Below are 19,187 nucleotides of genomic sequence, written 5' to 3' on the forward strand. Positions count from 1 at the left end.
CCGGAACTCATCTCAGGAGACCTGATGGCCACGATCATCGAGACCTCGACCACGCCCTTCACCACGGTTCCCGTGGATCCGATCACGCTCGACATCATCGAGAACGCGCTCCGCAACGCCCGATACGAGATGGACGAGGTGCTCTTCCGTACCGCACTCTCACCCGGTATCCGCGAGCAGCACGACGAGTTCCCGCTCATCGCCGATCCGAGCGGGAAGATGGTCGTCGGGCAGTTCGGTCTGTCCGTGCCCGACTTCCTCGACAATTTCAACGGCACCGTCGGTGAGGGCGACATCCTCCTCACCTCCGATCCGTACGCGTGCGGTGCCGCCATCAGCCACGCCAACGACTGGCTCATCGTGCTGCCGATCTTCCACAGCGGCCGCGTCGTCGGATGGTCGTCGATGTTCGGCCACATGTCCGACGTCGGCGGAAAGACCCCGTCGTCGATGCCCACCGACGCGCACACCATCTTCGAGGAGGGCGTCATCATCCCGCCCTTCAAGCTGTACAGCGAGGGGCAGCTCAACGAGACCGCGCTCGACATCATCCTCAACCAGGTCCGCAAGCCCGACTGGAACAGAGCCGATCTCAACGGTCTCGTCGCCGCGTGTTCGACGGCGTCCCGGCGCATCGTCGAGTTGTGCGACAGATTCGGTGTCGACGTCTACCTGTCCGCCCTCGACGCACTGCTGGACCGCAACTACCAGGCGATGAAGGTGCTGCTCGCGATGCTCTTCGTCGACGGTGAGACCATCGAGTTCAACGACTTCATCTGCGACGACGGATGTGGTTACGGACCTTACGAACTCGCGATCACACTGACCCGGCACGGCGAGAAGATCCACCTCGACTTCAGCAAGGCGGCGCCGCAGGCGGTCGGTCCGATCAACTACTTCATCAACGAGAACCTCGTCCGGATGTTCTTCGGGATCTACGTCATCACCGTGGCGGATCCGCAGATCCTCTGGAACGACGGCTTCTATCCGCTGATCGACGTCACCATTCCCGAGGACTCGTTCTGGAAACCGCGCTATCCCGCGGCGCTCAACGGCCGCAACCACGGCATCGGGCGGGTGTTCGACCTCTTCGGTGGGCTCCTGGGCAAGAACAATCCGGACATCCTCAATGCCGCCGGGTTCTCGTCGTCACCCCACTTCATGTACTCGGGCCACTACGACGGCGGACCGCGGGACGGTGAGTGGTTCCAGCTGTACTCCATCGGTTTCGGCGGCATCCCCGGCCGACCGATGGGTGACGGTCCGGACGGACATTCGCTGTGGCCGTCGTTCGTCAACATCCCCTGCGAGTACCTGGAGTCGTACTACCCGCTGCGCATCGAGCGGTGGGAGACGGTCACCGACACGGGCGGCGCCGGTCTGCATCGCGGCGGCAACGGCGTGGACGTGGCCTACTACTTCGAGGAGCCGGGCACCATCGCGATCCACGACGATCGCTGGCTCACCTATCCGTGGGGTGTGAACGGCGGCAAACCCGGTGCACGCGGACGCAAGTGGCTGATCCGCGCGTCGGGTGAGACGGAGATCCTCCCCAGCAAGATTCACGACGTCGAGGTGTCGCGGGGCGATGTGCTGCACTTCGTGACGTGGGGTGGCGGCGGCTGGGGTGACCCGCTGACGCGCGATCCCGAGCTGGTGGCGCTCGAGGTGCGTCGCGGCCTCGTCAGCGCCGACGGCGCTCTGACCGGCTACGGCGTTGTCTGCGACGCGGACGGTGTCATCGATGCCGACGCATCCGCGGGCCGACGCGAGAGCATGGCAGCCGAGCGGGGCGAGATCGAGGTGTTCGACAAGGGTCCGTCCCTCGAGGTCATCCTCGAACGGTGCGAGGAGGAGACCGGTCTGCCGGCGCCGCGTCCGCCCGTCAACGTACGGAAGGCGGTGCGCGCGTGACGGACACGCTCGGGTCGTATCGCGAGTCGGGTTTCGCCGGCGATCTCGGACCGGGGCGCAGCGCGGCGCTACTGGTGATCGACGTCGTGCAGGCGTACCTCGTCGACGGGTCGCCCCTGCGCGCTCCCGTGGAGGACGCCGTCGCCGCTGCCGCGACTCTCGTCGCGGCAGCCCGCGACGCCGGGGTACCGGTCGTCTTCACTCGCGTGAGCTATCAGGCCGGCGGCGCCGACGGCGGGCTGTTCATAAGGAAGATCCCGGCGCTGAGCGTGTTCGAGGAGGGCTCGGATCTCGGCGACTTCCCGTCGGCCCCGCGGCCCGCAGCGGGCGAGACCGTCGTGACGAAACAGTACGCGAGTGCCTTCTTCGGCACGTCGCTCGCCGCGACCCTCACCGCACGCGGTGTCGACACCCTCTACATCTGCGGCCTGACCACCAGTGGCTGCATCCGCGCCAGCGCCACCGACGCTCTGCAACACGGATTCCGGCCACTCGTGGTCGCGGACGCATGTGGTGATCGGGAGGCGGGGATGCACGAGTCGAACCTGCTCGACCTGCGTGCGAAGTACGCGGACGTTCTCACCCTCGACGAGGCGGTGGGGCACTGGGGACGGTCCGGATGACTGCGTCACATCCACGGCACTCGTCGTTGCCACCACGGCATCGATCGCGGTCGCTCCGATTCGACTGTCGCCGAGCGTAAGCGAGTATCGAGGGTGTCGACGGCGACCGCGAGGCGATGAGCGCGCCGTCCGCCGTTGTGCAGCAGCCCGGCGAGACGCGCCCGGGCATCGGTCGGAAGGTCACCGTCACACATCGGACACCCCGTGGGGCCGGTCCATTCCCATGCACGTGACACGGGGTGGGCGCCACCGCGAGCGACGCGCCGTTCCGTGCGCTCGACGTGGTCACGCCACTCGTCGAGGTACCGGAGCGCCGCGCCATCGCGCCGCGGTCGAGAGGGACGGTGCCGGCGAATTCCCTCGTCGGCGGTACGTGATGCCATGTCGATCCCGATGCAGTAGGGGAACCGTGCGACGACGCGGACGGGCATCGGGTCACCGTGGATCGAGCATACCGCCGCTCAGCACCGCCGCAAGGCTCGATCCCGTGGGATACCGACTGATCCACACCGCCTGGGCTGCGTGGTAGATGTCGGGCTTCCCGCCCCACACACTCGTCGCCACGGCGTTGTGCTCGTCGAGTTCGTGGTGCCACGATCCGCGCGCTCGGTCGACGTAGCAGTCGGCTGCGTGATCCCACCACGCGCGATAGTCGTTCTCGTAGTGCCCTTCTCCGGTCCACCGCAGCAGGGTCGCGGCGGCGGCGATCGCCTCGCACAGCACCCAGTGCAATCGCTGGGTCACGACGGGCCGGCCGGTCCAGTCGGTCGTGTAGACGAAGCCGGGCGTCGACCCTTCCTGCCATCCGTCGGCAGCGGCGCGCCGATACAGCGATCGAGCGACGTCCACGTGGTCGTGGCCGCGCGCGCTGGTGGCCACGAGGGAGACCTGCAGCATCAGGCGCGACCACTCGAAACCGTGACCGACCGTCGCACCGTAGGGCTTGAACTGATCGGCCGGACTGTCGGAGTTGTACTCCAGCAGCGGTTCCCACTCGGTGGTGAAGTGTTCGGGGATGCGCCAGTCGTTGGCCTCGGACCACTCGATGACGCTGTCGCAGATGCGAGCGGCCCGCTCGCGCCACACCGTGGGGGCGCCGGCGTCCACTGCCGCGAGCATCGCCTCCACCATGTGCATGTTCGCGTTGATCCCGCGATAGTCGTCCAATTCCGACCAGTCGGCGTTCCAGGTGTCCACGCACATGCCACTGCGGTCGTCCCAGAACCGGGCATCGACGACGGCGAGTGCCTCGGCGAGCAGTGCAGGTCCGCGAGGGTGACCCGCCGCGGTGGCCGTCGACGCCGCGAGAACGACGAAGGCGTGCGTGTAGGCCGACTTGGTCGCGTCGTCGGTCGACTCGACCCAGCCGTCGTGTCGGTCGTCGCGCAGCACCGTCAGGAGTCCGTCGAACAGTCGGTCGGCTCTGCGGCGAGAGTCCGGATGCCCGAGCAGCGCACCGAGGTACTGCACGTGCACCATGCGTGCGGTGATCCAGGTGAACACCGGCCGCGTCAGGTCCGGCTCGCCCGTGTCGTCGAGCCACGCCGCGCCTCCCGACGGGTGATCGAGAGTGCGGCCGAAGTCGAGCAACCGGGCGGATTCGCCGTCGAGCCACGACCTGTGGGACGGAAGCGTCGGCCAGGAGGGACCCGCAGGCATCTCGTTCGAGGACACCGCGTCACCCTACGAGACCGTCGGCGCCTCCCGGCTCGGAACAGCGGCACCGGTGCTGACATGATCGGGTCCCGCATCGAACAGGAGTCCCTCTGATGGCAGCACCCACGCGCGTCCACGTCACCCACACGTTCACGTCCGCACCGGATGTCGTGTTCGCAGCCCTGTCGGAGCACGAGAACCTCGGCCCCCTGTTCGGAGCGAAGATCACGCGTGTTCGTGACGGAGACAGCTCGCGCAACGGTGTCGGCTCCAGGCGCGCACTGAAGCTCGGCCCGCTGCCCGCCTTCCACGAGACGACGATCGTCTCCGAACCGAACACCCTCATCGAGTACAAGATCACCAAGGACTCACCGCTGCGCGGACACTGGGGCACCCAGCGCCTGACCCCGACGACCGACGGCGGCACCGCTCTCGACTACACCATCGGATTCGACGCTCCGGTTCCCGGCCTGGCTCTCGTCGTCGCGAAGGTTCTCACCTCGACCATCTCCGCCAAGATCGGCAACCTCGTTCCCTGACGAGGGTCAGAAGGTCTCGTTCCAGTCGCGAGCGAACATGAATGCACCGGCGGTGCCCCAGCAGGTCACGCCGAAGTCGACGTCGGACGAGCACACCACTCCGGACGTCGAGAGAACCTCGCCGTACTCGAGCACTCGAGGTGCCGGGCTCGTGTAGATGCCCTGCGTGGTGCACAGATGGTGTGAGCCGGCATCGTCGACACGGACCGCGTACTTGTCGTTCGGCGCATTCGTGCACATCGGGCCGTCGACCGGCTGCACACTCGTCACCGCTTGGCATCCGACCTGGCCCGCGGGTGAGCCACCGGCCCAGATCCCGCACTGCACGTTTCCGCTGGGCGTCGTGAAGTTGGTCAGGCCAGGGGCGGTCTGGAACAGGGCCGGGTCGACCGTTCCCGACTCGGGGCTCGGACGCGGCTGATTCCAGGGAAACAAGTCGGACACCTCCTCCGGGGTTCGCCGCGGCGAGGTGGCAGTGGACTCTCCCGACACCTGTGCACCGGGTGCAGGAGGCGTCGCCGACTCCACCGCCGGTGTCGTGGTGGTCGGCTCCACCGTCGACGTGGCCACCGTGGTCCCCGCAGCCGGCGCATCCGTCGCGGAATCCCCGCCGGAACACCCCACCAGAGCCGACGCACACAGTGCAGCGATCGGAACGACGAACGTCCGCATCGCCGTCATCGGGCCGGCACCTCGAAAGTGGGGCTCGGCGTGTGCGGGGTGTTCGTCCTGAACGTGACAGTGACCGGTCCTGCACCCGTGTCGATGTCGAGATAGGGGTTGGTCACGTTGGGGCCCTGGAAACGCCAGCTCGCCACTCGGTGTTCGGCGGTACCGCGAGCGCCGGTGTCGTGATTGTGCCAGTCCGCGTACATGGTCACGTAGCACTCGTAGTCGGCCAGCCCCACCCACGCGGGGCTGTACAGATGGGTCGTGAAGTCAGCGTGAATCTCGTCAGGGGTGTAGCCGCTGGTCACTCTGACATCGACCGTTCCCGCAAGGCACTGGGGAACCTCGGCGAGGGTGTGGATGCGCTGCTCCGGTGAGAAGTACATCGGTTGCGCACCGGCGTTCACGGTGCCACCCACCGTGACGACTGCCGTCAGGGCGCCGGTGACGACGACGGCGCGAGTGCTGATCGGATGCTTCTTCATGACCCTCCTCGAGTGGACTGCACGGCCCGTCGAACGTAACACTTTCCAGCACGGAAAGTGTTAGTGTTTCCGTCATGGAAAGCCATCGGTCGCCAGACGATGCTCGCGCCCTGCTGAGTGAGATCCATGCCGACCGAGTCGTTCTCGCCGACCGTCTCGCGGCGCCGACGTGGTTCTATCCGACCTTCGCGGCACTGACCGCCCTGTACGTCGGTACACCGTCGCTGCCCGACGGCCACGTGCGTTCGGTGTCGACGTCCGTTCTGGTCGCGGCCGCGATCGTGACGACGGTGCTCTATCCACGCCTGACGGGGGTACGCCCATCAGGAGTGGGTGTGGTCGGGTGGTGTGTTCTCGGTGGGCTGCTGGTGACCGTGCTCGGATCGTTGAGCGTCTCCTACGGTCTGGTGGCATCTCTGTCCGCGTGGTGGGTCCTCGTGCCACAGGCGCTGTGTTTCGTGCTCGTGCTGTTCGGCGGCCGCCTGTTCGACCGCGAGTACCGCCGCCATCTGCACGCAGACGACGTCCGACGCCCGTCCGGCCGGGCGCACTCCGGACCACGGTCGTGACCGAGGATCGCGGCCCCGAACCACGATTCGATGCCGTCATCCACGCACCGGTCCGGCTGCGCATCTGCGGGCTTCTACGCCGAGTCGACGAGATCGATTTCGCCATCATCCGCGACACCCTCGAGATCAGCGATGCGTCTCTGTCCAAACATCTCCGAGCTCTGTCGGACGAGGGCTACGTGTCGACGAAGAAGACGACGTCACTCTCCCGCGGCGACTCGCGACTGGTGACGTGGGTCGAGCTGACCCGGGTCGGTCGCGATGCTTTCGATTCTCACATCGCAGAACTCGGACTCATCGCGCACGGTCGCCCGGAACAGTCGACGGCTCGGCAACCACTGTCGACGAGACTTCCCCACTTCGGACCGACACCCGAATTCGGCTGACGACCGCACGGCGCCGTCGCCTGATCCACGTCGTATCCACGTTGTTCACGCCGACGTCGACTCACCCGCCGTTCGAGTTCACCGGGGCTCGATATCAATGACCCGTCACCGTCGAACAGCGCAGCGGCACAAACAGAATTCGGGTCGCATCCTGTGCGCGGGGAGACCGGTGACGCAACGATCCGAGCGCCCGCCGACACGGGCACCCTGCTCGGCTCGGGCTCGCTCGCGCACGATTGACGTGAGGGCGACGACGGTGCACAGTGCGCGCATGACACTGCCGCGCGAGACCGCCGACCGTCACCGCGCCGTCGCCGCGACCTTCACCACGCTCGTCGAGTCCACGTCGGCCTGGGATGCCCCGGCGCCCGTGGACGGCTGGACCGTACGTGATGTTGTGGCGCACCTCGTCGAATGGTTTCCGGCGTTTCTGACGACGGCCACCGGGCTGAAACTCGATCGTGGGCGCTCACCACTCGAGGACCCGGTCGATGCCTGGCGTGTCCACAGCGACGCCGTGCAGAGAGTGCTGGACGGGCCGGACGCCGCGACCCCGTTCCACCATCCGATGATCGGCGAGATGCCACTTCCCGCGGCGGTCGGCCAGTTCTACGTACCCGACGTCTTCATGCACTCGTGGGACCTCGCCGCGGCCGGCGGGCAGGACCTCTCACTCGACGCCGACTACTGCGCCGAACTGGTCGACGGCATGCGGCCGATCGAGGAGCTCATGCGGTCGTCCGGCCAGTACGGGCCGGCTGTCGCCGTACCCGACGACGCCGACGATCAGACGAGGCTTCTCGGATTCATCGGGCGCGATCCGCATTTCCTCGGGCGCTGAGGCGCCGCGTCAGTCCTGCACTTCGTCTCGCTCGTGCTGCGTTCTCTGCTCGAGCTCGTCGTCGTCGAGATGGCTCGGTGTCTTGGCGTGAGCCCGGCGGTCCGGGTGCGCGTCCTCCGTGGGAACCAGGACGTCGTCGAGTGTGGGTTCGTCGTGTGGATCGGTCATGAGTGCGGCGTGCCCGCGGACGAATCATTCAAACGTCCCCGTTCTCACTCCGCGATAACGACCCTGGACGCCCCAGACCGTGCAGGTGTGATCTGGATGAGAATCATTCACCGAGTCACGGAGGTCTCCATGAGCCAGAACCCACGCGTCGCCGTCGTCACCGGAGCAGCCCGAGGAATCGGCAAGAGTATCGCCGAACGCCTGGGCCGAGACGGTCTTCACGTCATCGTCGCCGACCTGCCTGGTTCGAAGGACGGTGTCGACGAGACCGTCGAGACGATCGTCGGTGCCGGCGGTATGGCCACGGGCGCCGCGGTCGACGTCGTGGACGAATCCTCGGTCGAATCGTTGGTGCGTTCCGCGGTGGACGCGGGCGGGCGCCTCGACGTCTTCGTCGCGAATGCCGGAATCGCCCAGGTCGAGGAGCTGCTGAAGTACGACAGCGCCGACTTCGACAAGATCTTCGACGTCAACGTCAAAGGCGTCTTCAATTCCTACCGAGCCGCGGCCAACCAGTTCATCGCGCAGGGCGACGGCGGCAAGATCATCGGCGCGGCCTCGATCGTCGCGTTCCGACCCTTCGCACTTCTCGGCCCCTACTCGGCGACGAAGTGGGCCGTACGCGGTCTCACCCAGGCCGCGGCAATGGAGTGGGCCGAACACGGCATCACCGTCAATGCCTACGGCCCCGGCATCGTCGGCACGGCGATGTGGGATCTCATCGACGAGAAGCTCGCCGCGAAGCACGGCCAGCAGAAGGGCGAGGCGCTCGCCGAGAACGCCCAGTCGATCCTGCTGGGCCGAGTATCGGTGCCCGACGATGTGGCGAAGCTCGTGAGCTTCATGGCATCTCCGGATTCCGATTACGTCACGGGCCAGACGATGCTCGTGGACGGTGGCATCCAGTTCTCCTGACACGGACGAGGTCAGCCGGTGCGCAACCACCGGCTGATCTCGTTCGCCGCGGACCGCAACGCGTGCTCCACCTCGGCCGCCCGTCGACGGTCCACTTCCCGATCGGGGGTGCTGATGGCCACGGCTCCCATGACCGCACCCGACGCATCATGGACGGCCACTGCAGCGCACGCTTTCGTCGGAACGAATTCCTCACGCTCCCATGCCACCCCACGACGGGACACCTCGGCGAGGTGGTGTTCCAGTTCGTCGCGGTCGGTGATGGTCGTGGACGTGAGCCGTTCGGTGCCATGGGTGTCGAGGTATTCGGCTGCGTCCTCGCGCGACATCGCAGCGAGCAGGATCTTGCCGAAGGCAGTCGCGTGCCCGGCCTCGTGGAAACCGAAGTTCAGCGGCGTGATGCGGGGGTGGGTGGCGCAGTCGGCGACATGCGCCACCACAACGTCGGACCCGCGGTAGACGGCGAAGTAGCTTGCCGTCCCCAGTGTCTCGTGCAGCTTCGAGATACGCTGCCGCACCGGCACAGGCACGCCGACCTGGCGATGCAGGCTGACACCGAGACGAGCCAACTTGTATCCCAGCTCGAACCGCTGTCGCGCTCGGAGGTGAACGAGGTAGTCGCAACCGACGAGTACCTGCAGCAGACGGTAGGTCGTGGGCAGCGGGAAGCCCAGCACCTCGGAGACCTCCTTGGCGGTGGCGCCGCCGCGATCGGCCACCACCTCGAGCACGGCGAGGGTCTTCTCCACCGTGGCGACTCCGCCGGCTCCGGCGCGCCGCAACCGCGTCGGGACGTCGGGGGTCGGGGGATCACGGGGAATTCGATCGTCGTCGAGCACACCCCCATCGTCTCTCAGCACCGCCGCAGGGGGCGGAAGATCGAGCCCACGGGTTTCGTCGATCACGGAACTCGACGGGCGCGACGGTCCAACTCGCGGCGCACCCGGGTGCACTCGTTGGAGACCGACACGACGTCGTCCGGTGGCGCGTCGCGGGCAATGGCGGAACGGCGGTCCGTCACCAGCCGCTCGTACCGTTCCTGCAACAGATCGGTGGACATCTCCGCATAGTTCATCGCCCGACTCAGCTCTGACCGCGAGGGTGACCCGGCAGGTCACACCACACTCTCGATCTCCACGATCAGGATCCATCACCGGAGGTCGACTCGGGCATGAATGGCAGATCCCCCACGGACGGTCCATTGACCCGTTCCATTGTGGCGCCACCCTCTCGCGACGCGGTTGACGTGGAGACCGGCCGCGCCTAATTTGGGTGAACCTTCACCCATATGGAACTGGAGCCCAGCGATGGCAGAGTCGATCGAGCAGCTGATGCACGCCAACCTCCTGCAGGTCTTCGGCGAACGGGACCCCGCGGCGAGGCGGGCCGCCATCGCGCGGACGTACACGGAGGACGTCGTCTTCTCCGATGCCGAGGCTCGGGTGCAGGGCCACGACGCACTCCATGCCAAGGTGCAGGCGATCCTCGACGACGCACCGGGATTCGTGTTCACCGCGGACGGCAGCGTTCACCTCATGCAGGACGCCGGCTACCTGGCGTGGGCACTCGGACCCGAGGGCTCCGATCCCGTCGTCCGCGGAGCCGATGTCGGCATCGTTCGCGACGGCCTCCTGGCACAGGTCTACACCGTCATCCTCACCTGAGGTCGGTGGCCGCCTCGATGCGGGCCGTCCGTCGTCGGCCGGGTACAACAGGACGATGACCGAGTACGACGTGGCATCCGAGTCTCCCTACGCCTTTCTCGGCGAGGAGGAGACACGGGCCTGGTACGCCTACATGAAGGTGCACCTGCGGCTGCGCTACGAGATGGATCACCAGCTGCGCGGCGATCACGGCATCTCCCTGGCCGACTACGACGTACTGGTGGCGCTGGTCAGCGATCCCGAGCGCACGCTCTCGGTGTCCGACCTCGCCACCCGCATCGGCTCCGAGCGCAGCAGGGTCTCGCATCAGCTCCGCAGCCTGAGCACACGGGGACTCGTGACCCTGGCGACCGACCCCGACGACCGTCGAGTGACCCGAGTTGCACTGTCCGACAGAGGTGACGACACCCTCGCCGATGTCTCGCCGCGACACATCGACTTCGTGCGGTCCGTCTTCTTCGATGCCCTCACTCCCCCTCAGGTGCAGGAGATGTCGACGATGTTCGAGGGCATCTACGACCAGTTGATCCGACACGGGACACTGCCCCGGCCTGTCGACCATCCGTGAGTCACCCGACGCCGATCAGTCGGAGTCGGAGGGGAACCCGGGAGAGCAACGACACATCCGATCTCACGGCGCTTCTCACGGGTTACCGACCCTCGAACACTTCCTGACACCGAGACTGGCGCGATTCACGAACTCCTGGTCGCCCGCTGCTCAGGAAACGGACCGCACGGCGCACGACGCGAGATACGCGGTGTCCGTTCATGCGAGCGTCGGGGCCCGCATGATGCAGAATCAGCCCATGACCACGGCGGAGTACGCATCTCCGCGACGAGCGCGCCCACCATTCCTCGATGTCGATCGGTCCGATCGTGCAGCGACCGAGGCGAAGGCCGCTGCGCTGGACCGAGACCTTCGCGACCGATGCGGTGTCCTGCTCGGCCTGATCGCCTCCGGGGACGACCGCGCGATGGTCGAACTGATGCTGGTCACTCGACCCGTGGTGTTCGCAGCGGCGTTGCGAGTTCTCGGAGACCGTGCGCGCGCCGAGGACACGGCTCAGGAGACGTACTTCCAGGTGTGGACCTCGGCCGGAACGTTCGACTCCGACCGAGGGACACCTCACGCCTGGTTGGCGACTCTCGCGCGCCGACGAGCGATCGACCGTTCGCGCTCCGACACGGCGTCGGCGAGGCGGGACACGGCGTACACCGCATCGCATTTCGACCGCGCTCACGACGGCGTCTGGGAAGCGGTGTGGACGAACGCCGACAACGATCTGCTGACGAAGGCGCTGATCGAACTGACCAGTCTGCAGAGAACCGCTGTCGACCTGGTCTACTTCCAGGGCCTGTCGTGCCGCGAAGCAGCCGAGCGGCTCGGCGTTCCGCATGCCACCGTCAAGACCCGCGTGCGAGACGCCGTGCTGCGCTTGCGACTTCACCTCGCGCGCACCGCCTGAGCGAGCGCTCAGAGGGTGCAGCGAGTCCCTGCCTCGGGTGTGGCCAGCTCGACGAGATAGTCGGCCACGATGTCGTTCACGCAGGCATTCGCACCGGAGATCGCGACGGTGTGCTGCTCGCCGTCCACGGGGAGCAGCGTTCCGCCCAGAGTGTCCGCGAGGTTCACACCTCCTTCGTAGGGCGTGGACGGATCACCGGTGATCGAGATCGTCAGAGTGTCGGGAACGCGCTCGACATCCTGTGCGTAGGGAATTCCGAGTGTCGGCTCGGCCGGCCAGAACTCGCACGGATCACGAGCCCCCTCCGGACCGAGTCCCGCGTCCGTGAACGGCGCGATCTCCTGAATTCTCCGTTTGAGCTCGACTTCCTCCTCCGGTGTGTTGCGGTCCTCGTCCATGCAATTGACGGCGTAGAGCGCTTCGCTGAAGTTGGGGTGGGTGCCGTCCTCGTCGCGGCCGCCGAACACGTCGAGGATCTTCAGCAGCGTGTCTCCCTGTCCCGCAGTGACCTCGGCTATTCCTCGGATGATGACAGGCCACACCGTCGAGTCGTAGAGTCCCGCGACCACCGCTCCGTATGCAGCGTCGAAGTCGAGGCGCCGACCGCTCTCGGTGACGATGGGATCCTCGACGAGAGGCCTGACGATGTCCTGGAACCTCTCGACCGCCCTGCTCGGATCGGGGCCCAGCGGACAGTCCGGAGACGCCGCACAGGACGCGGCCATCTCGTCGAACGAGCGCTGGAAGCCGGTGAACTGGTCGACTCTGCGGTCGGCCGTGCTCTGAGCGGGGTCGATGGCGCCGTCCAGGACCATGGCGCGCACGTTCTGAGGGAACATCTCGGCGTACACCGCTCCCAGTCGCGTTCCGTAACTCTGACCGAGGTAGCTCAGTTTCTCGTCGCCGAGCACCTCTCGCAGAATGTCCATGTCCCGCGCGGCATCTCGAGTTCCCACCGTCGAGAGGACGTCGTCGCCGCCCGAGCGCTCGGCGCAGCGTGCGACCAGGCGACGCGAGTCGTCCTCCGTCAGCGTTCTCGAGCCGGTCAGCACCGTGGTGTACGCCTCGCCGGCGTCGTTCTCGGCATCGGTGAAACAGTCGATCGCCGGTGTCGACGCACCGACCCCGCGAGGATCGAAGCCGATCAGGTCGAAGTGTTCGGTCACGCGACTGTCCGCCAAGGTCGTCGCACCCGCGGCGGCCATGCTCATTCCCGGCCCACCGGGCCCACCCGGATTGAGCAGCAGTGACCCGATTCGCTCACCCCGCGCGGGTGCCTTCAGCAGGGCGATCTGCGCCGTCCGACCGTCGGGATCGTCGTAGTCCAACGGCACGGTCACGCGAGCGCACTCGAAGGTCGGGTCGGCGGCGAACGCAGTGGCATCGGCCGACGTCACCGCGTACCCGTCGCACGATTCGAAGGCCACGTCCTGGTCGTGAACACTGCTCAGATCCGGCTCGGTCCGCGGTTGCGCACACCCGGCGAGCACCAGCGCAGTGACTGCCACGGTGACTCCTGCCGTTCTGCGGCTCACGATAGCGACCCGCTCGGTGCGTGGACGGAGGAGGGACTCGCGGAATGTTCGCGCCCACCAAGGTGCTGGGCGAGGAACCGCTCGACCTCGCGGTAGAACGCGATGGTGTTCTCGGGGTTGACGAACCCGTGTCCTTCGTCGTCGAAGACGAGGTAGTCGACGTGGACCCCACACGAGCGGAGGGTGGCGACGACGTTGTCGGACTCGGCTCTGGTGACACGAGGGTCGTTGGCTCCCTGCGCGATGAGCAGGGGCGCCGTGGACGCGTCGAGACGGCTGATCGGGGACCGCGCGAGCATGTCCGCTTCCTGCTCCGGGTCACTCGGGTCGCCGACGAACCGGTACCAGTTGTTGACCAGGCTGGCCCGGAGAAAGGACGGTTGTGTCCTCATGAAGTTGGCGAGGTCCGAGATGCCGACCAGATCGACCGCCGCGGTGAACACGTCGGGGGTGAAGGTCGCGCCGACCAACGCGGCGTACCCGCCGTACGAGCCGCCCATGATCGCGACGCGCTCACGATCGGCGTACCCCTGCTGTACGGCCCACTCCACCGCGTCGACCAGGTCGTCGTGCATCGCGCCCGCGAATTCCCCCACCGCGGCGTTGGTGTGAGCCTTCCCGTAGCCGGTGGAACCGCGGAAGTTGACCTGCAGCACGGCATACCCGCGGTTGGCGAGCATCTGCACGACGGAATCGAAGCCCCACGAGTCGCGATACCAGGGGCCGCCGTGCACGAACAGCACCAGCGGCAGCGCGGTCGGGTCGACGCCGAGAGGCAACGTCAGGAAAGACGGCAACGCACGCCCGTCGCGCGCCTCGATGGTCACCGGTTCCATCGGCGCCATCGCGGTCGGCTCGAGATGCGGGTACGGACGGAACAACTGGCGGCTCGCACCCGTGGTGTGGTCGTAGAGAAAGGTGACAGCGGGATCCCGATCGTGCACGAAGCTGACGGTCCAGCGCAGTCCGCTCCGGTCCGAGGACAGTGCGCCGACATCGCCGTCCGAGAGCTGTTCGAGTGCTGCCAAAACCTCTCCGAAGCGCTCGTCGAGGACCCGTATCTCCTGACGCTCGCCCAGGTATCGCACCCCGAGCAGGTCGCCGGTCTCGGCGTCGCATATCAGGGGCGACGATGTCTGTTCGACAGCGCGGCGGGCTGCGTCGAGTTCCAACGTCGGGTGCGAGTCGACGACGGTCTCCTCGCCGGTGTCGAGGTCGACGCGCACGAGGTGAGTCAGATCGCGCCCGCGGGTCGAGCCCATCCACAAGCCTGTACCGTCCGGGGTCATCTCGGTCGGGGTGATCCCGATCGGGTAGTCCGTGGCGTCGATCGACGCGATCGGAGTCCGTGTTCCCGACGGGGTGACCCGGGACAGGAGCAGGTGGCCGTCGTCGGTCGTCTCCTGCTCGACGAGCATGTCGCCCTCCGCGAGCATCAGCAATCGGTCCGTTCCGGCGCTGCGCCCGATCATGGTGATCTCACCGGTCGCGACGTCGATCCTGTGGAGGTCGAACTCGGCAGGGTTCCGCGCGTTGAGCATCACCGTGTAGCTGCCTGTACTCCCGCGCACCGGCAGGAGTCCGACAGCACGAGCGCCGGGGAACGGCGTGAGATCGACGGCGGGACTGCGGGGATCGTCGAGATCGACACGGAACACGTGGTGGTTCTCGTCGCCTCCACTGTCCTGCAGGTACAGCAGCCACCGGGGGTCGTCGGTCCACTCGAACTTCATGACGCTGCGGGTCTCGTCAGCGCTCACGCATCGTGCATCACCCACGGCGGAGAGATCCGGGGCGATGTCCTGCACCCAGACGTTGAGCCTGTTCCTCCACGGTGCGAGGAAGGCGATTCTGTTGCCTTCCGGAGAGATTCGGGCACCGACCGCGGCGGGCGGGCCGAAGAGGTCGTCGATCGCGATCAGATCGGGTGCAGTGGTCATGGGAGGTCCTTTCCTCTGGTGGGGCGGGTGTCGAACTGTCTGTCGGTGGTGTCTCTCAACGGACGAAGTGCGTGGTCGAACGCCGGAACGCCCAGACGGTGACCACCACGGCGACCGCGAACAACGGCGCACCCATCCCGATTCTCGCGACGGCGAGCCAGCCGGTGGCGTCGGTGTCGTACAGCCAGTCCTGCACGAGGTACCGGGCACCGAAGAGCACCGCGAAGGTGAGAGTGGCGACGTCGTGGGCGCGGCGCACCGAGGAGTTCTGTCGCCAGGCATATCGGTTGCCGTGCAGCGCGTTCCACAGCAGGCCGGTCACCGGTCGGCGGATCAGCACCGATGCGAGTACCACGACGCCGGCCACCAGGCTGGTCCAGATGCCGAGGAGGAAGTAGCCGCTCGCACTGCCACTCATCGCCGCGACGGCGCCGGCGGCGAGAACGCCGACGAGACCGCCGCTCGCCCCGGCGATCGACTCACCACCTCGGACGCGATGGACGGTCAGTCCCAGTGCGACGAGCACCGCGGCGCCGATCGCGACCGGCAGCGTCCAGACGGCGTTCGCGACGACGAACACGATCACCGGTATCGCGGTGCGGATCATGCCGCTGGTGCCACCCAGACTGTCCACCACCCTCGCGCCGGCATCGGTGGTCGGTGCGTCCTGCGTGCTGTCGTGCGGCGGGTTCGTCATGTCGCCCTCCTTGCGCCTCGGTCGATCCGGTCGAATGTGTTCATCGACAACCAGAGTCGTCGAGCTGACCGACCGCTGCCAGTGCCTGCGTGCACCGGATACGGTGACACTGTCATCGACCGGTCATGACAGATGTCACGGCGTCAGCCGGTGCTCACTGCGTCGCCCGAGGACACTGGGCGTCCTTCTCCGGCATGGTGCCGTCGACGAGATAGTCGGTGACCACCTCCTGCGCGCAGGGGTTGGTTCCGAGTGCGAAGACACCGTGCCCACTGCCGTCGACGGTGAGCAGCCGGGAACGATCTCCGAAGCGCTCGTCGAGCAGTTCACCGCCGCGCAAGGGCGTGACCGGATCACGTCGATGCTGCGCGATGAGGATGTTCGTCGGTCCGTCGGAGTCGATGGAGACCGGGGGTTCGGTCGGGGCATGGGCCCAGAACGCGCACGGCATGATGTTCGCCGCCGCTGCGCCGAACAGCGGGTAGTCGACCCTGTCGGTGGCGACGGCATTCTCGTAGGTGGTCACGTCGTGCGGCCACTCGACGTCGTTGCAGGTGACCGCCAGGAAGACGGACCACGAGTTGTCGCCGGCCGACGGCACCGGAGCCCCCTGCGGAAGGTCCCCACCCTGACCCGCCGCGAGGCCGTCCCGGTACGAGACCCACGCATCGGCCGCAGTCTCGTACGTCGCCGGGTTGTACAGCGTGACGAAGGTGGCGAGCCGGAACGAGCGACCGTCGACCCCGTTCACGGGCGTGGCATCGAGCCTGGAGGCGATGTCGAAGTACGTCGCCCGCACCTCGTCCTCGGTCGCACCGAGACCGTATCGGTCGTGACGCTCGGCCATCCACCGGGCGAGATCCGGGAAGGTGTCTTCCATTCCTCGGGAATAGCGCCGCATCCCGGCTCGATCGAGATGGGTGTCACCGATGTTGCTGTCCAACACGATTCGGTCGGTGCTCTCGGGGAACATCGACGCATAGGCCGCGCCCAGCGCCGAGCCGTAGGAGTAGCCGAGGAAGCTCGCGGTGTCCTCGCCGAGAGCAGCTCGGACGCGGTCGAGGTCCCGCGCCATGTTCGCGGTGCTCACGTGGCGCAGCAGGCCGTCGTCCTCGGCGGCGCACCGGCGCGCGACTTCTCTCGCAGTACGAACCTGCTCGTCGAAGGCAGCCTGGTCGTACGCGTACGGCGGGACTGCGCCGTAGTAGTGCAGGTCGTCGGTGAAGCCGCAGCTGATGGGACTGGAATGGCCCACCCCACGGGTGTCCATGCCGATGAGGTCGTAACTGTCCAGCACGGACTGCGGCATGCCCCGATTCACCAGGAACGTCGGTTGGTCGAGCCCCGTACCACCGGGGCCGCCCGGGTTGAGCAACAGCACCCCTCGCCGTTCCTCCGGCTTCTGGGAGGGCAGCCGAGAGATCATGACGTCGATCTGTCCAGCGTCGGGGTCGTCGTAGTCGATCGGCACGGGCACCGACGCGCACTGCAGGCGCGACGGTTCCTCCGCTGGGTCACCGACGTCGTCGGGACATGAGGCCCACTCGAGGTCGGGCATGGAATATGGTTGCTGCACTGCAGTATCGGGCTGAGACGCGGTGGAGGTCGTCGAGCAGCCGACGAGAACGAGGCTGATCGCGGCCACCGCAGCAGTACGCGTGTCGTATCGGTTCACGGGATGTCCATTCGGTAGCAGGGGTGGCCGACGGCCGATCAGTTGCCGGCGGCGTCGAGCCAGTGATAACGCAGTCGCAGAGCGCGTTCCGTGCTGCCCACGGCGGCACCGACGGTGGAGGCGACCGTCGACCACGTCGGCAGATCGATCGGTGCGGCGATGACACCGACCGACTCGGCGATCGGCGGAATTCGAGACACCGTCTCGACGAGATACACCGCGAGCGACAGGACTCCGCTGAGAACGAGGGCGATCGAGACGACGCCGATGACCGAACTCGCCGCGGGGTGCCGCCTGTCGAATCGGGCCCGGCGCCCTTCGGCCGAGCGAGGGTCGGGGCTCAGCTGCCGCTCGCTCCCGTCAGCGGAGACGAGATGGCACCGCTTGACACCGAAACCACTCATCGCGACCTCGATGCGGCCGTCCTCGACGGGGAACGCGGCGGGCAGTGCCGACCGTGCTTCGCACAGACCGTCTCTGTACAGATCGGCCGTGACAGAACCGGAGGCCTGGTCCTGCCAGTGCCTGATGTCGACGGACCATTCCGGCTCATGGGGGCCCGACGGTGGGAGATGAAACAGCGCACGTCCCAGCAACTGCCACCATCGGAACGGCTGCAGTGCTCGCCCGTCGCCGGGTCGCACCCGACGAGCCGCGCGGCGGCGCCTGACTCGATCGAACATGATTCGCTCCTCTTCCGCCGGCCGTGCCGCTAGCACGCTGTACTGTCGCGAACGATGGCGACGACGCTAGCACACCGTGCTAGCACATTGTGCTGGTCGCGTGATCGGTCCTGCTCAGAGCAGGAACGAGCGCAGAGGAACAGAGGGGACGCGATGCCGACACCGGAGGAACCCGGCCCGGACACGCGGGCGCGGATACTCATCGCTGCCTGCGAGATGATCGGTGAGGACCCGGCGTCGACACTCAGCGTGCGATCGGTCGCCGCGCGCGCCGGAGTGAGCATGGGTTCTCTCCGTCATCACTTCCCCACCCAGCGCGCACTGCGCGAGGCCGTTCTCGCCACGATCTACGACGTGGTGACACCGGACGCCGACGTCATCCACGACCGATCGATACCGGCTCGGGATCGCCTCGTGCGCTGCCTCGAGCAGGTCCTGGTGCCTGCCGTCGGTGCGCAGGCGCGGCGCGCGTTGATCAGCACCGTCGAGGCGTTCGCAGTACCCGAACCCACCGCAGACATCCGAGCCGCCTACGCGTCCTTCGCCGAGGAAGCGCACCGGAGAGTCGAGCAGTGGCTCGACATTCTCGCCGCCGAAGGTGCAGCGCCACAGGGTGATCAGTCGCTGAACGCCGCGTTCCTCAACACGGTTCTCGACGGCCTGTTCTGGGACCGGGCGATGCCCACCGATCCCGCCACGCTGCACCGAGCGACCGCCATTCTCCAGCATGCAGTGGATGCGGTCCTCACGCCGCCGTGACCA

At 67.0% G+C, this 19,187-nt stretch carries 23 protein-coding genes; 12 read left to right on the forward strand and 11 right to left on the reverse strand.

Translation table 11 applies throughout. The annotated features are described in order from the left end of the window. Positions 1-24 precede the first annotated feature (24 nt). The 3 genes from OHB23_RS02820 to OHB23_RS02830 all read left to right on the forward strand — a co-directional run bounded on the left by OHB23_RS02820 (position 25) and on the right by OHB23_RS02830 (position 2,914). Complete coding sequence (locus OHB23_RS02820) at positions 25-1,914, forward strand: hydantoinase B/oxoprolinase family protein (protein ID WP_037186312.1); 1,890 nt, start codon at positions 25-27, stop codon at positions 1,912-1,914. Next, entirely contained in the window at positions 1,911-2,537 is a 627-nt protein-coding gene (locus OHB23_RS02825) for an isochorismatase family protein (RefSeq protein WP_222633202.1), read from the forward strand. Before OHB23_RS02820 ends, OHB23_RS02825 begins: the two co-directional genes overlap by 4 nt. A gap of 239 nt (positions 2,538-2,776) precedes the next feature. Beyond that, entirely contained in the window at positions 2,777-2,914 is a 138-nt protein-coding gene (locus OHB23_RS02830) for a hypothetical protein (protein ID WP_197027823.1), read from the forward strand. A gap of 58 nt (positions 2,915-2,972) precedes the next feature. Here OHB23_RS02830 and OHB23_RS02835 read toward each other — a convergent pair whose 3' ends face one another. Next, positions 2,973-4,211 (reverse strand): AGE family epimerase/isomerase, encoded by a 1,239-nt coding sequence (locus OHB23_RS02835; protein WP_328810828.1) that lies wholly within the window; start codon positions 4,209-4,211, stop codon positions 2,973-2,975. A 95-nt stretch (positions 4,212-4,306) separates the two neighbouring features. On the opposite strand from OHB23_RS02835, the gene OHB23_RS02840 reads away from it, so the two are divergent. Further along, entirely contained in the window at positions 4,307-4,732 is a 426-nt protein-coding gene (locus OHB23_RS02840; protein WP_328810829.1) for an SRPBCC family protein, read from the forward strand. A gap of 6 nt (positions 4,733-4,738) precedes the next feature. Here the strand turns inward: OHB23_RS02840 and OHB23_RS02845 are convergent, their stop codons facing one another. After that, on the reverse strand, positions 4,739-5,413 hold the full coding sequence (locus OHB23_RS02845) for a hypothetical protein (protein ID WP_328810830.1): 675 nt from the start codon (positions 5,411-5,413) through the stop codon (positions 4,739-4,741). Beyond that, a complete protein-coding gene (locus tag OHB23_RS02850; RefSeq protein ID WP_328810831.1) occupies positions 5,410-5,886 on the reverse strand; it encodes a hypothetical protein in 477 nt (158 codons plus the stop codon). Before OHB23_RS02850 ends, OHB23_RS02845 begins: the two co-directional genes overlap by 4 nt. A gap of 74 nt (positions 5,887-5,960) precedes the next feature. Here OHB23_RS02850 and OHB23_RS02855 point away from each other — a divergent pair, with 74 nt between their 5' ends. The 3 genes from OHB23_RS02855 (at position 5,961) to OHB23_RS02865 (ending at position 7,682) form a co-directional block, all read left to right on the forward strand. After that, the gene (locus tag OHB23_RS02855) at positions 5,961-6,455 is read left to right on the forward strand and encodes a hypothetical protein (protein ID WP_328810832.1); all 495 of its coding nucleotides are present in this window, start codon (positions 5,961-5,963) and stop codon (positions 6,453-6,455) included. Then, on the forward strand, positions 6,452-6,841 hold the full coding sequence (locus tag OHB23_RS02860) for a transcriptional regulator (RefSeq protein WP_222650631.1): 390 nt from the start codon (positions 6,452-6,454) through the stop codon (positions 6,839-6,841). The genes OHB23_RS02855 and OHB23_RS02860 overlap by 4 nt, the downstream gene beginning before the upstream one ends. 271 nt (positions 6,842-7,112) lie before the next feature. Further along, positions 7,113-7,682, forward strand: a complete 570-nt coding sequence (locus OHB23_RS02865; protein WP_328810833.1) for a TIGR03086 family metal-binding protein — start codon at positions 7,113-7,115, stop codon at positions 7,680-7,682. Positions 7,683-7,691: 9 nt separating this feature from the next. Here OHB23_RS02865 and OHB23_RS02870 read toward each other — a convergent pair whose 3' ends face one another. Beyond that, positions 7,692-7,850: a hypothetical protein gene (locus OHB23_RS02870; protein WP_200933861.1), complete on the reverse strand. Its 159-nt coding sequence runs from the start codon at positions 7,848-7,850 to the stop codon at positions 7,692-7,694. Between the two features lie 129 nt (positions 7,851-7,979). On the opposite strand from OHB23_RS02870, the gene OHB23_RS02875 reads away from it, so the two are divergent. Next, positions 7,980-8,765, forward strand: a complete 786-nt coding sequence (locus OHB23_RS02875; protein WP_328810834.1) for an SDR family oxidoreductase — start codon at positions 7,980-7,982, stop codon at positions 8,763-8,765. An 11-nt stretch (positions 8,766-8,776) separates the two neighbouring features. Here OHB23_RS02875 and OHB23_RS02880 read toward each other — a convergent pair whose 3' ends face one another. Together OHB23_RS02880 and OHB23_RS02885 are read right to left on the reverse strand one after the other, a co-directional pair. Then, a complete protein-coding gene (locus OHB23_RS02880; protein ID WP_197027824.1) occupies positions 8,777-9,604 on the reverse strand; it encodes an IclR family transcriptional regulator in 828 nt (275 codons plus the stop codon). A gap of 62 nt (positions 9,605-9,666) precedes the next feature. Next, on the reverse strand, positions 9,667-9,825 hold the full coding sequence (locus OHB23_RS02885) for a hypothetical protein (protein WP_328810835.1): 159 nt from the start codon (positions 9,823-9,825) through the stop codon (positions 9,667-9,669). 247 nt (positions 9,826-10,072) lie between these two features. On the opposite strand from OHB23_RS02885, the gene OHB23_RS02890 reads away from it, so the two are divergent. The 3 genes from OHB23_RS02890 (at position 10,073) to OHB23_RS02900 (ending at position 11,895) form a co-directional block, all read left to right on the forward strand. Then, positions 10,073-10,429, forward strand: a complete 357-nt coding sequence (locus tag OHB23_RS02890; protein ID WP_328810836.1) for a nuclear transport factor 2 family protein — start codon at positions 10,073-10,075, stop codon at positions 10,427-10,429. A gap of 55 nt (positions 10,430-10,484) precedes the next feature. After that, a complete protein-coding gene (locus OHB23_RS02895; RefSeq protein ID WP_328810837.1) occupies positions 10,485-10,997 on the forward strand; it encodes a MarR family winged helix-turn-helix transcriptional regulator in 513 nt (170 codons plus the stop codon). Positions 10,998-11,235: 238 nt separating this feature from the next. Beyond that, entirely contained in the window at positions 11,236-11,895 is a 660-nt protein-coding gene (locus tag OHB23_RS02900) for a sigma-70 family RNA polymerase sigma factor (protein ID WP_328810838.1), read from the forward strand. Between the two features lie 8 nt (positions 11,896-11,903). On the opposite strand, the gene OHB23_RS02905 is transcribed toward OHB23_RS02900, so the two are convergent. From OHB23_RS02905 to OHB23_RS02925, 5 genes are all read right to left on the reverse strand, one after another. Continuing rightward, positions 11,904-13,403 carry an alpha/beta fold hydrolase gene (locus tag OHB23_RS02905; RefSeq protein WP_328810839.1) on the reverse strand — a complete coding sequence of 500 codons (1,500 nt, stop codon included), beginning with the start codon at positions 13,401-13,403 and terminating at the stop codon, positions 11,904-11,906. A gap of 23 nt (positions 13,404-13,426) precedes the next feature. Beyond that, positions 13,427-15,370 carry a S9 family peptidase gene (locus OHB23_RS02910; protein WP_328810840.1) on the reverse strand — a complete coding sequence of 648 codons (1,944 nt, stop codon included), beginning with the start codon at positions 15,368-15,370 and terminating at the stop codon, positions 13,427-13,429. 55 nt (positions 15,371-15,425) lie between these two features. Beyond that, the gene (locus OHB23_RS02915) at positions 15,426-16,067 is read right to left on the reverse strand and encodes a DUF3159 domain-containing protein (protein ID WP_328810841.1); all 642 of its coding nucleotides are present in this window, start codon (positions 16,065-16,067) and stop codon (positions 15,426-15,428) included. Between the two features lie 154 nt (positions 16,068-16,221). Beyond that, positions 16,222-17,742 (reverse strand): alpha/beta hydrolase, encoded by a 1,521-nt coding sequence (locus tag OHB23_RS02920; protein ID WP_328810842.1) that lies wholly within the window; start codon positions 17,740-17,742, stop codon positions 16,222-16,224. Positions 17,743-17,780: 38 nt separating this feature from the next. Then, on the reverse strand, positions 17,781-18,425 hold the full coding sequence (locus OHB23_RS02925) for a hypothetical protein (protein ID WP_261781762.1): 645 nt from the start codon (positions 18,423-18,425) through the stop codon (positions 17,781-17,783). A gap of 153 nt (positions 18,426-18,578) precedes the next feature. Between OHB23_RS02925 and OHB23_RS02930 the strand changes: the two genes are divergently transcribed. Further along, entirely contained in the window at positions 18,579-19,184 is a 606-nt protein-coding gene (locus OHB23_RS02930; RefSeq protein WP_328810843.1) for a TetR/AcrR family transcriptional regulator, read from the forward strand. The last annotated feature ends 3 nt before the right edge of the window (positions 19,185-19,187 follow it).

Source organism: Rhodococcus sp. NBC_00294, assembly GCF_036163995.1.
Lineage (GTDB): Bacteria > Actinomycetota > Actinomycetes > Mycobacteriales > Mycobacteriaceae > Rhodococcoides.

Excerpts from the sequence above, each read along its gene's own strand:
- OHB23_RS02820 (WP_037186312.1), top strand. The coding sequence starts at position 25 with ATGGCCACGATCATCGAGACCTCGACCACGCCCTTCACCACGGTTCCC.
- OHB23_RS02840 (WP_328810829.1), top strand. The coding sequence starts at position 4,307 with ATGGCAGCACCCACGCGCGTCCACGTCACCCACACGTTCACGTCCGCA.
- OHB23_RS02845 (WP_328810830.1), bottom strand. The coding sequence starts at position 5,413 with ATGACGGCGATGCGGACGTTCGTCGTTCCGATCGCTGCACTGTGTGCG.
- OHB23_RS02850 (WP_328810831.1), bottom strand. The coding sequence starts at position 5,886 with ATGAAGAAGCATCCGATCAGCACTCGCGCCGTCGTCGTCACCGGCGCC.
- OHB23_RS02855 (WP_328810832.1), top strand. The coding sequence starts at position 5,961 with ATGGAAAGCCATCGGTCGCCAGACGATGCTCGCGCCCTGCTGAGTGAG.
- OHB23_RS02865 (WP_328810833.1), top strand. The coding sequence starts at position 7,113 with ATGACACTGCCGCGCGAGACCGCCGACCGTCACCGCGCCGTCGCCGCG.
- OHB23_RS02870 (WP_200933861.1), bottom strand. The coding sequence starts at position 7,850 with ATGACCGATCCACACGACGAACCCACACTCGACGACGTCCTGGTTCCC.
- OHB23_RS02875 (WP_328810834.1), top strand. The coding sequence starts at position 7,980 with ATGAGCCAGAACCCACGCGTCGCCGTCGTCACCGGAGCAGCCCGAGGA.
- OHB23_RS02885 (WP_328810835.1), bottom strand. The coding sequence starts at position 9,825 with ATGTCCACCGATCTGTTGCAGGAACGGTACGAGCGGCTGGTGACGGAC.
- OHB23_RS02890 (WP_328810836.1), top strand. The coding sequence starts at position 10,073 with ATGGCAGAGTCGATCGAGCAGCTGATGCACGCCAACCTCCTGCAGGTC.
- OHB23_RS02895 (WP_328810837.1), top strand. The coding sequence starts at position 10,485 with ATGACCGAGTACGACGTGGCATCCGAGTCTCCCTACGCCTTTCTCGGC.
- OHB23_RS02900 (WP_328810838.1), top strand. The coding sequence starts at position 11,236 with ATGACCACGGCGGAGTACGCATCTCCGCGACGAGCGCGCCCACCATTC.
- OHB23_RS02910 (WP_328810840.1), bottom strand. The coding sequence starts at position 15,370 with ATGACCACTGCACCCGATCTGATCGCGATCGACGACCTCTTCGGCCCG.
- OHB23_RS02915 (WP_328810841.1), bottom strand. The coding sequence starts at position 16,067 with ATGACGAACCCGCCGCACGACAGCACGCAGGACGCACCGACCACCGAT.
- OHB23_RS02925 (WP_261781762.1), bottom strand. The coding sequence starts at position 18,425 with ATGTTCGATCGAGTCAGGCGCCGCCGCGCGGCTCGTCGGGTGCGACCC.
- OHB23_RS02930 (WP_328810843.1), top strand. The coding sequence starts at position 18,579 with ATGCCGACACCGGAGGAACCCGGCCCGGACACGCGGGCGCGGATACTC.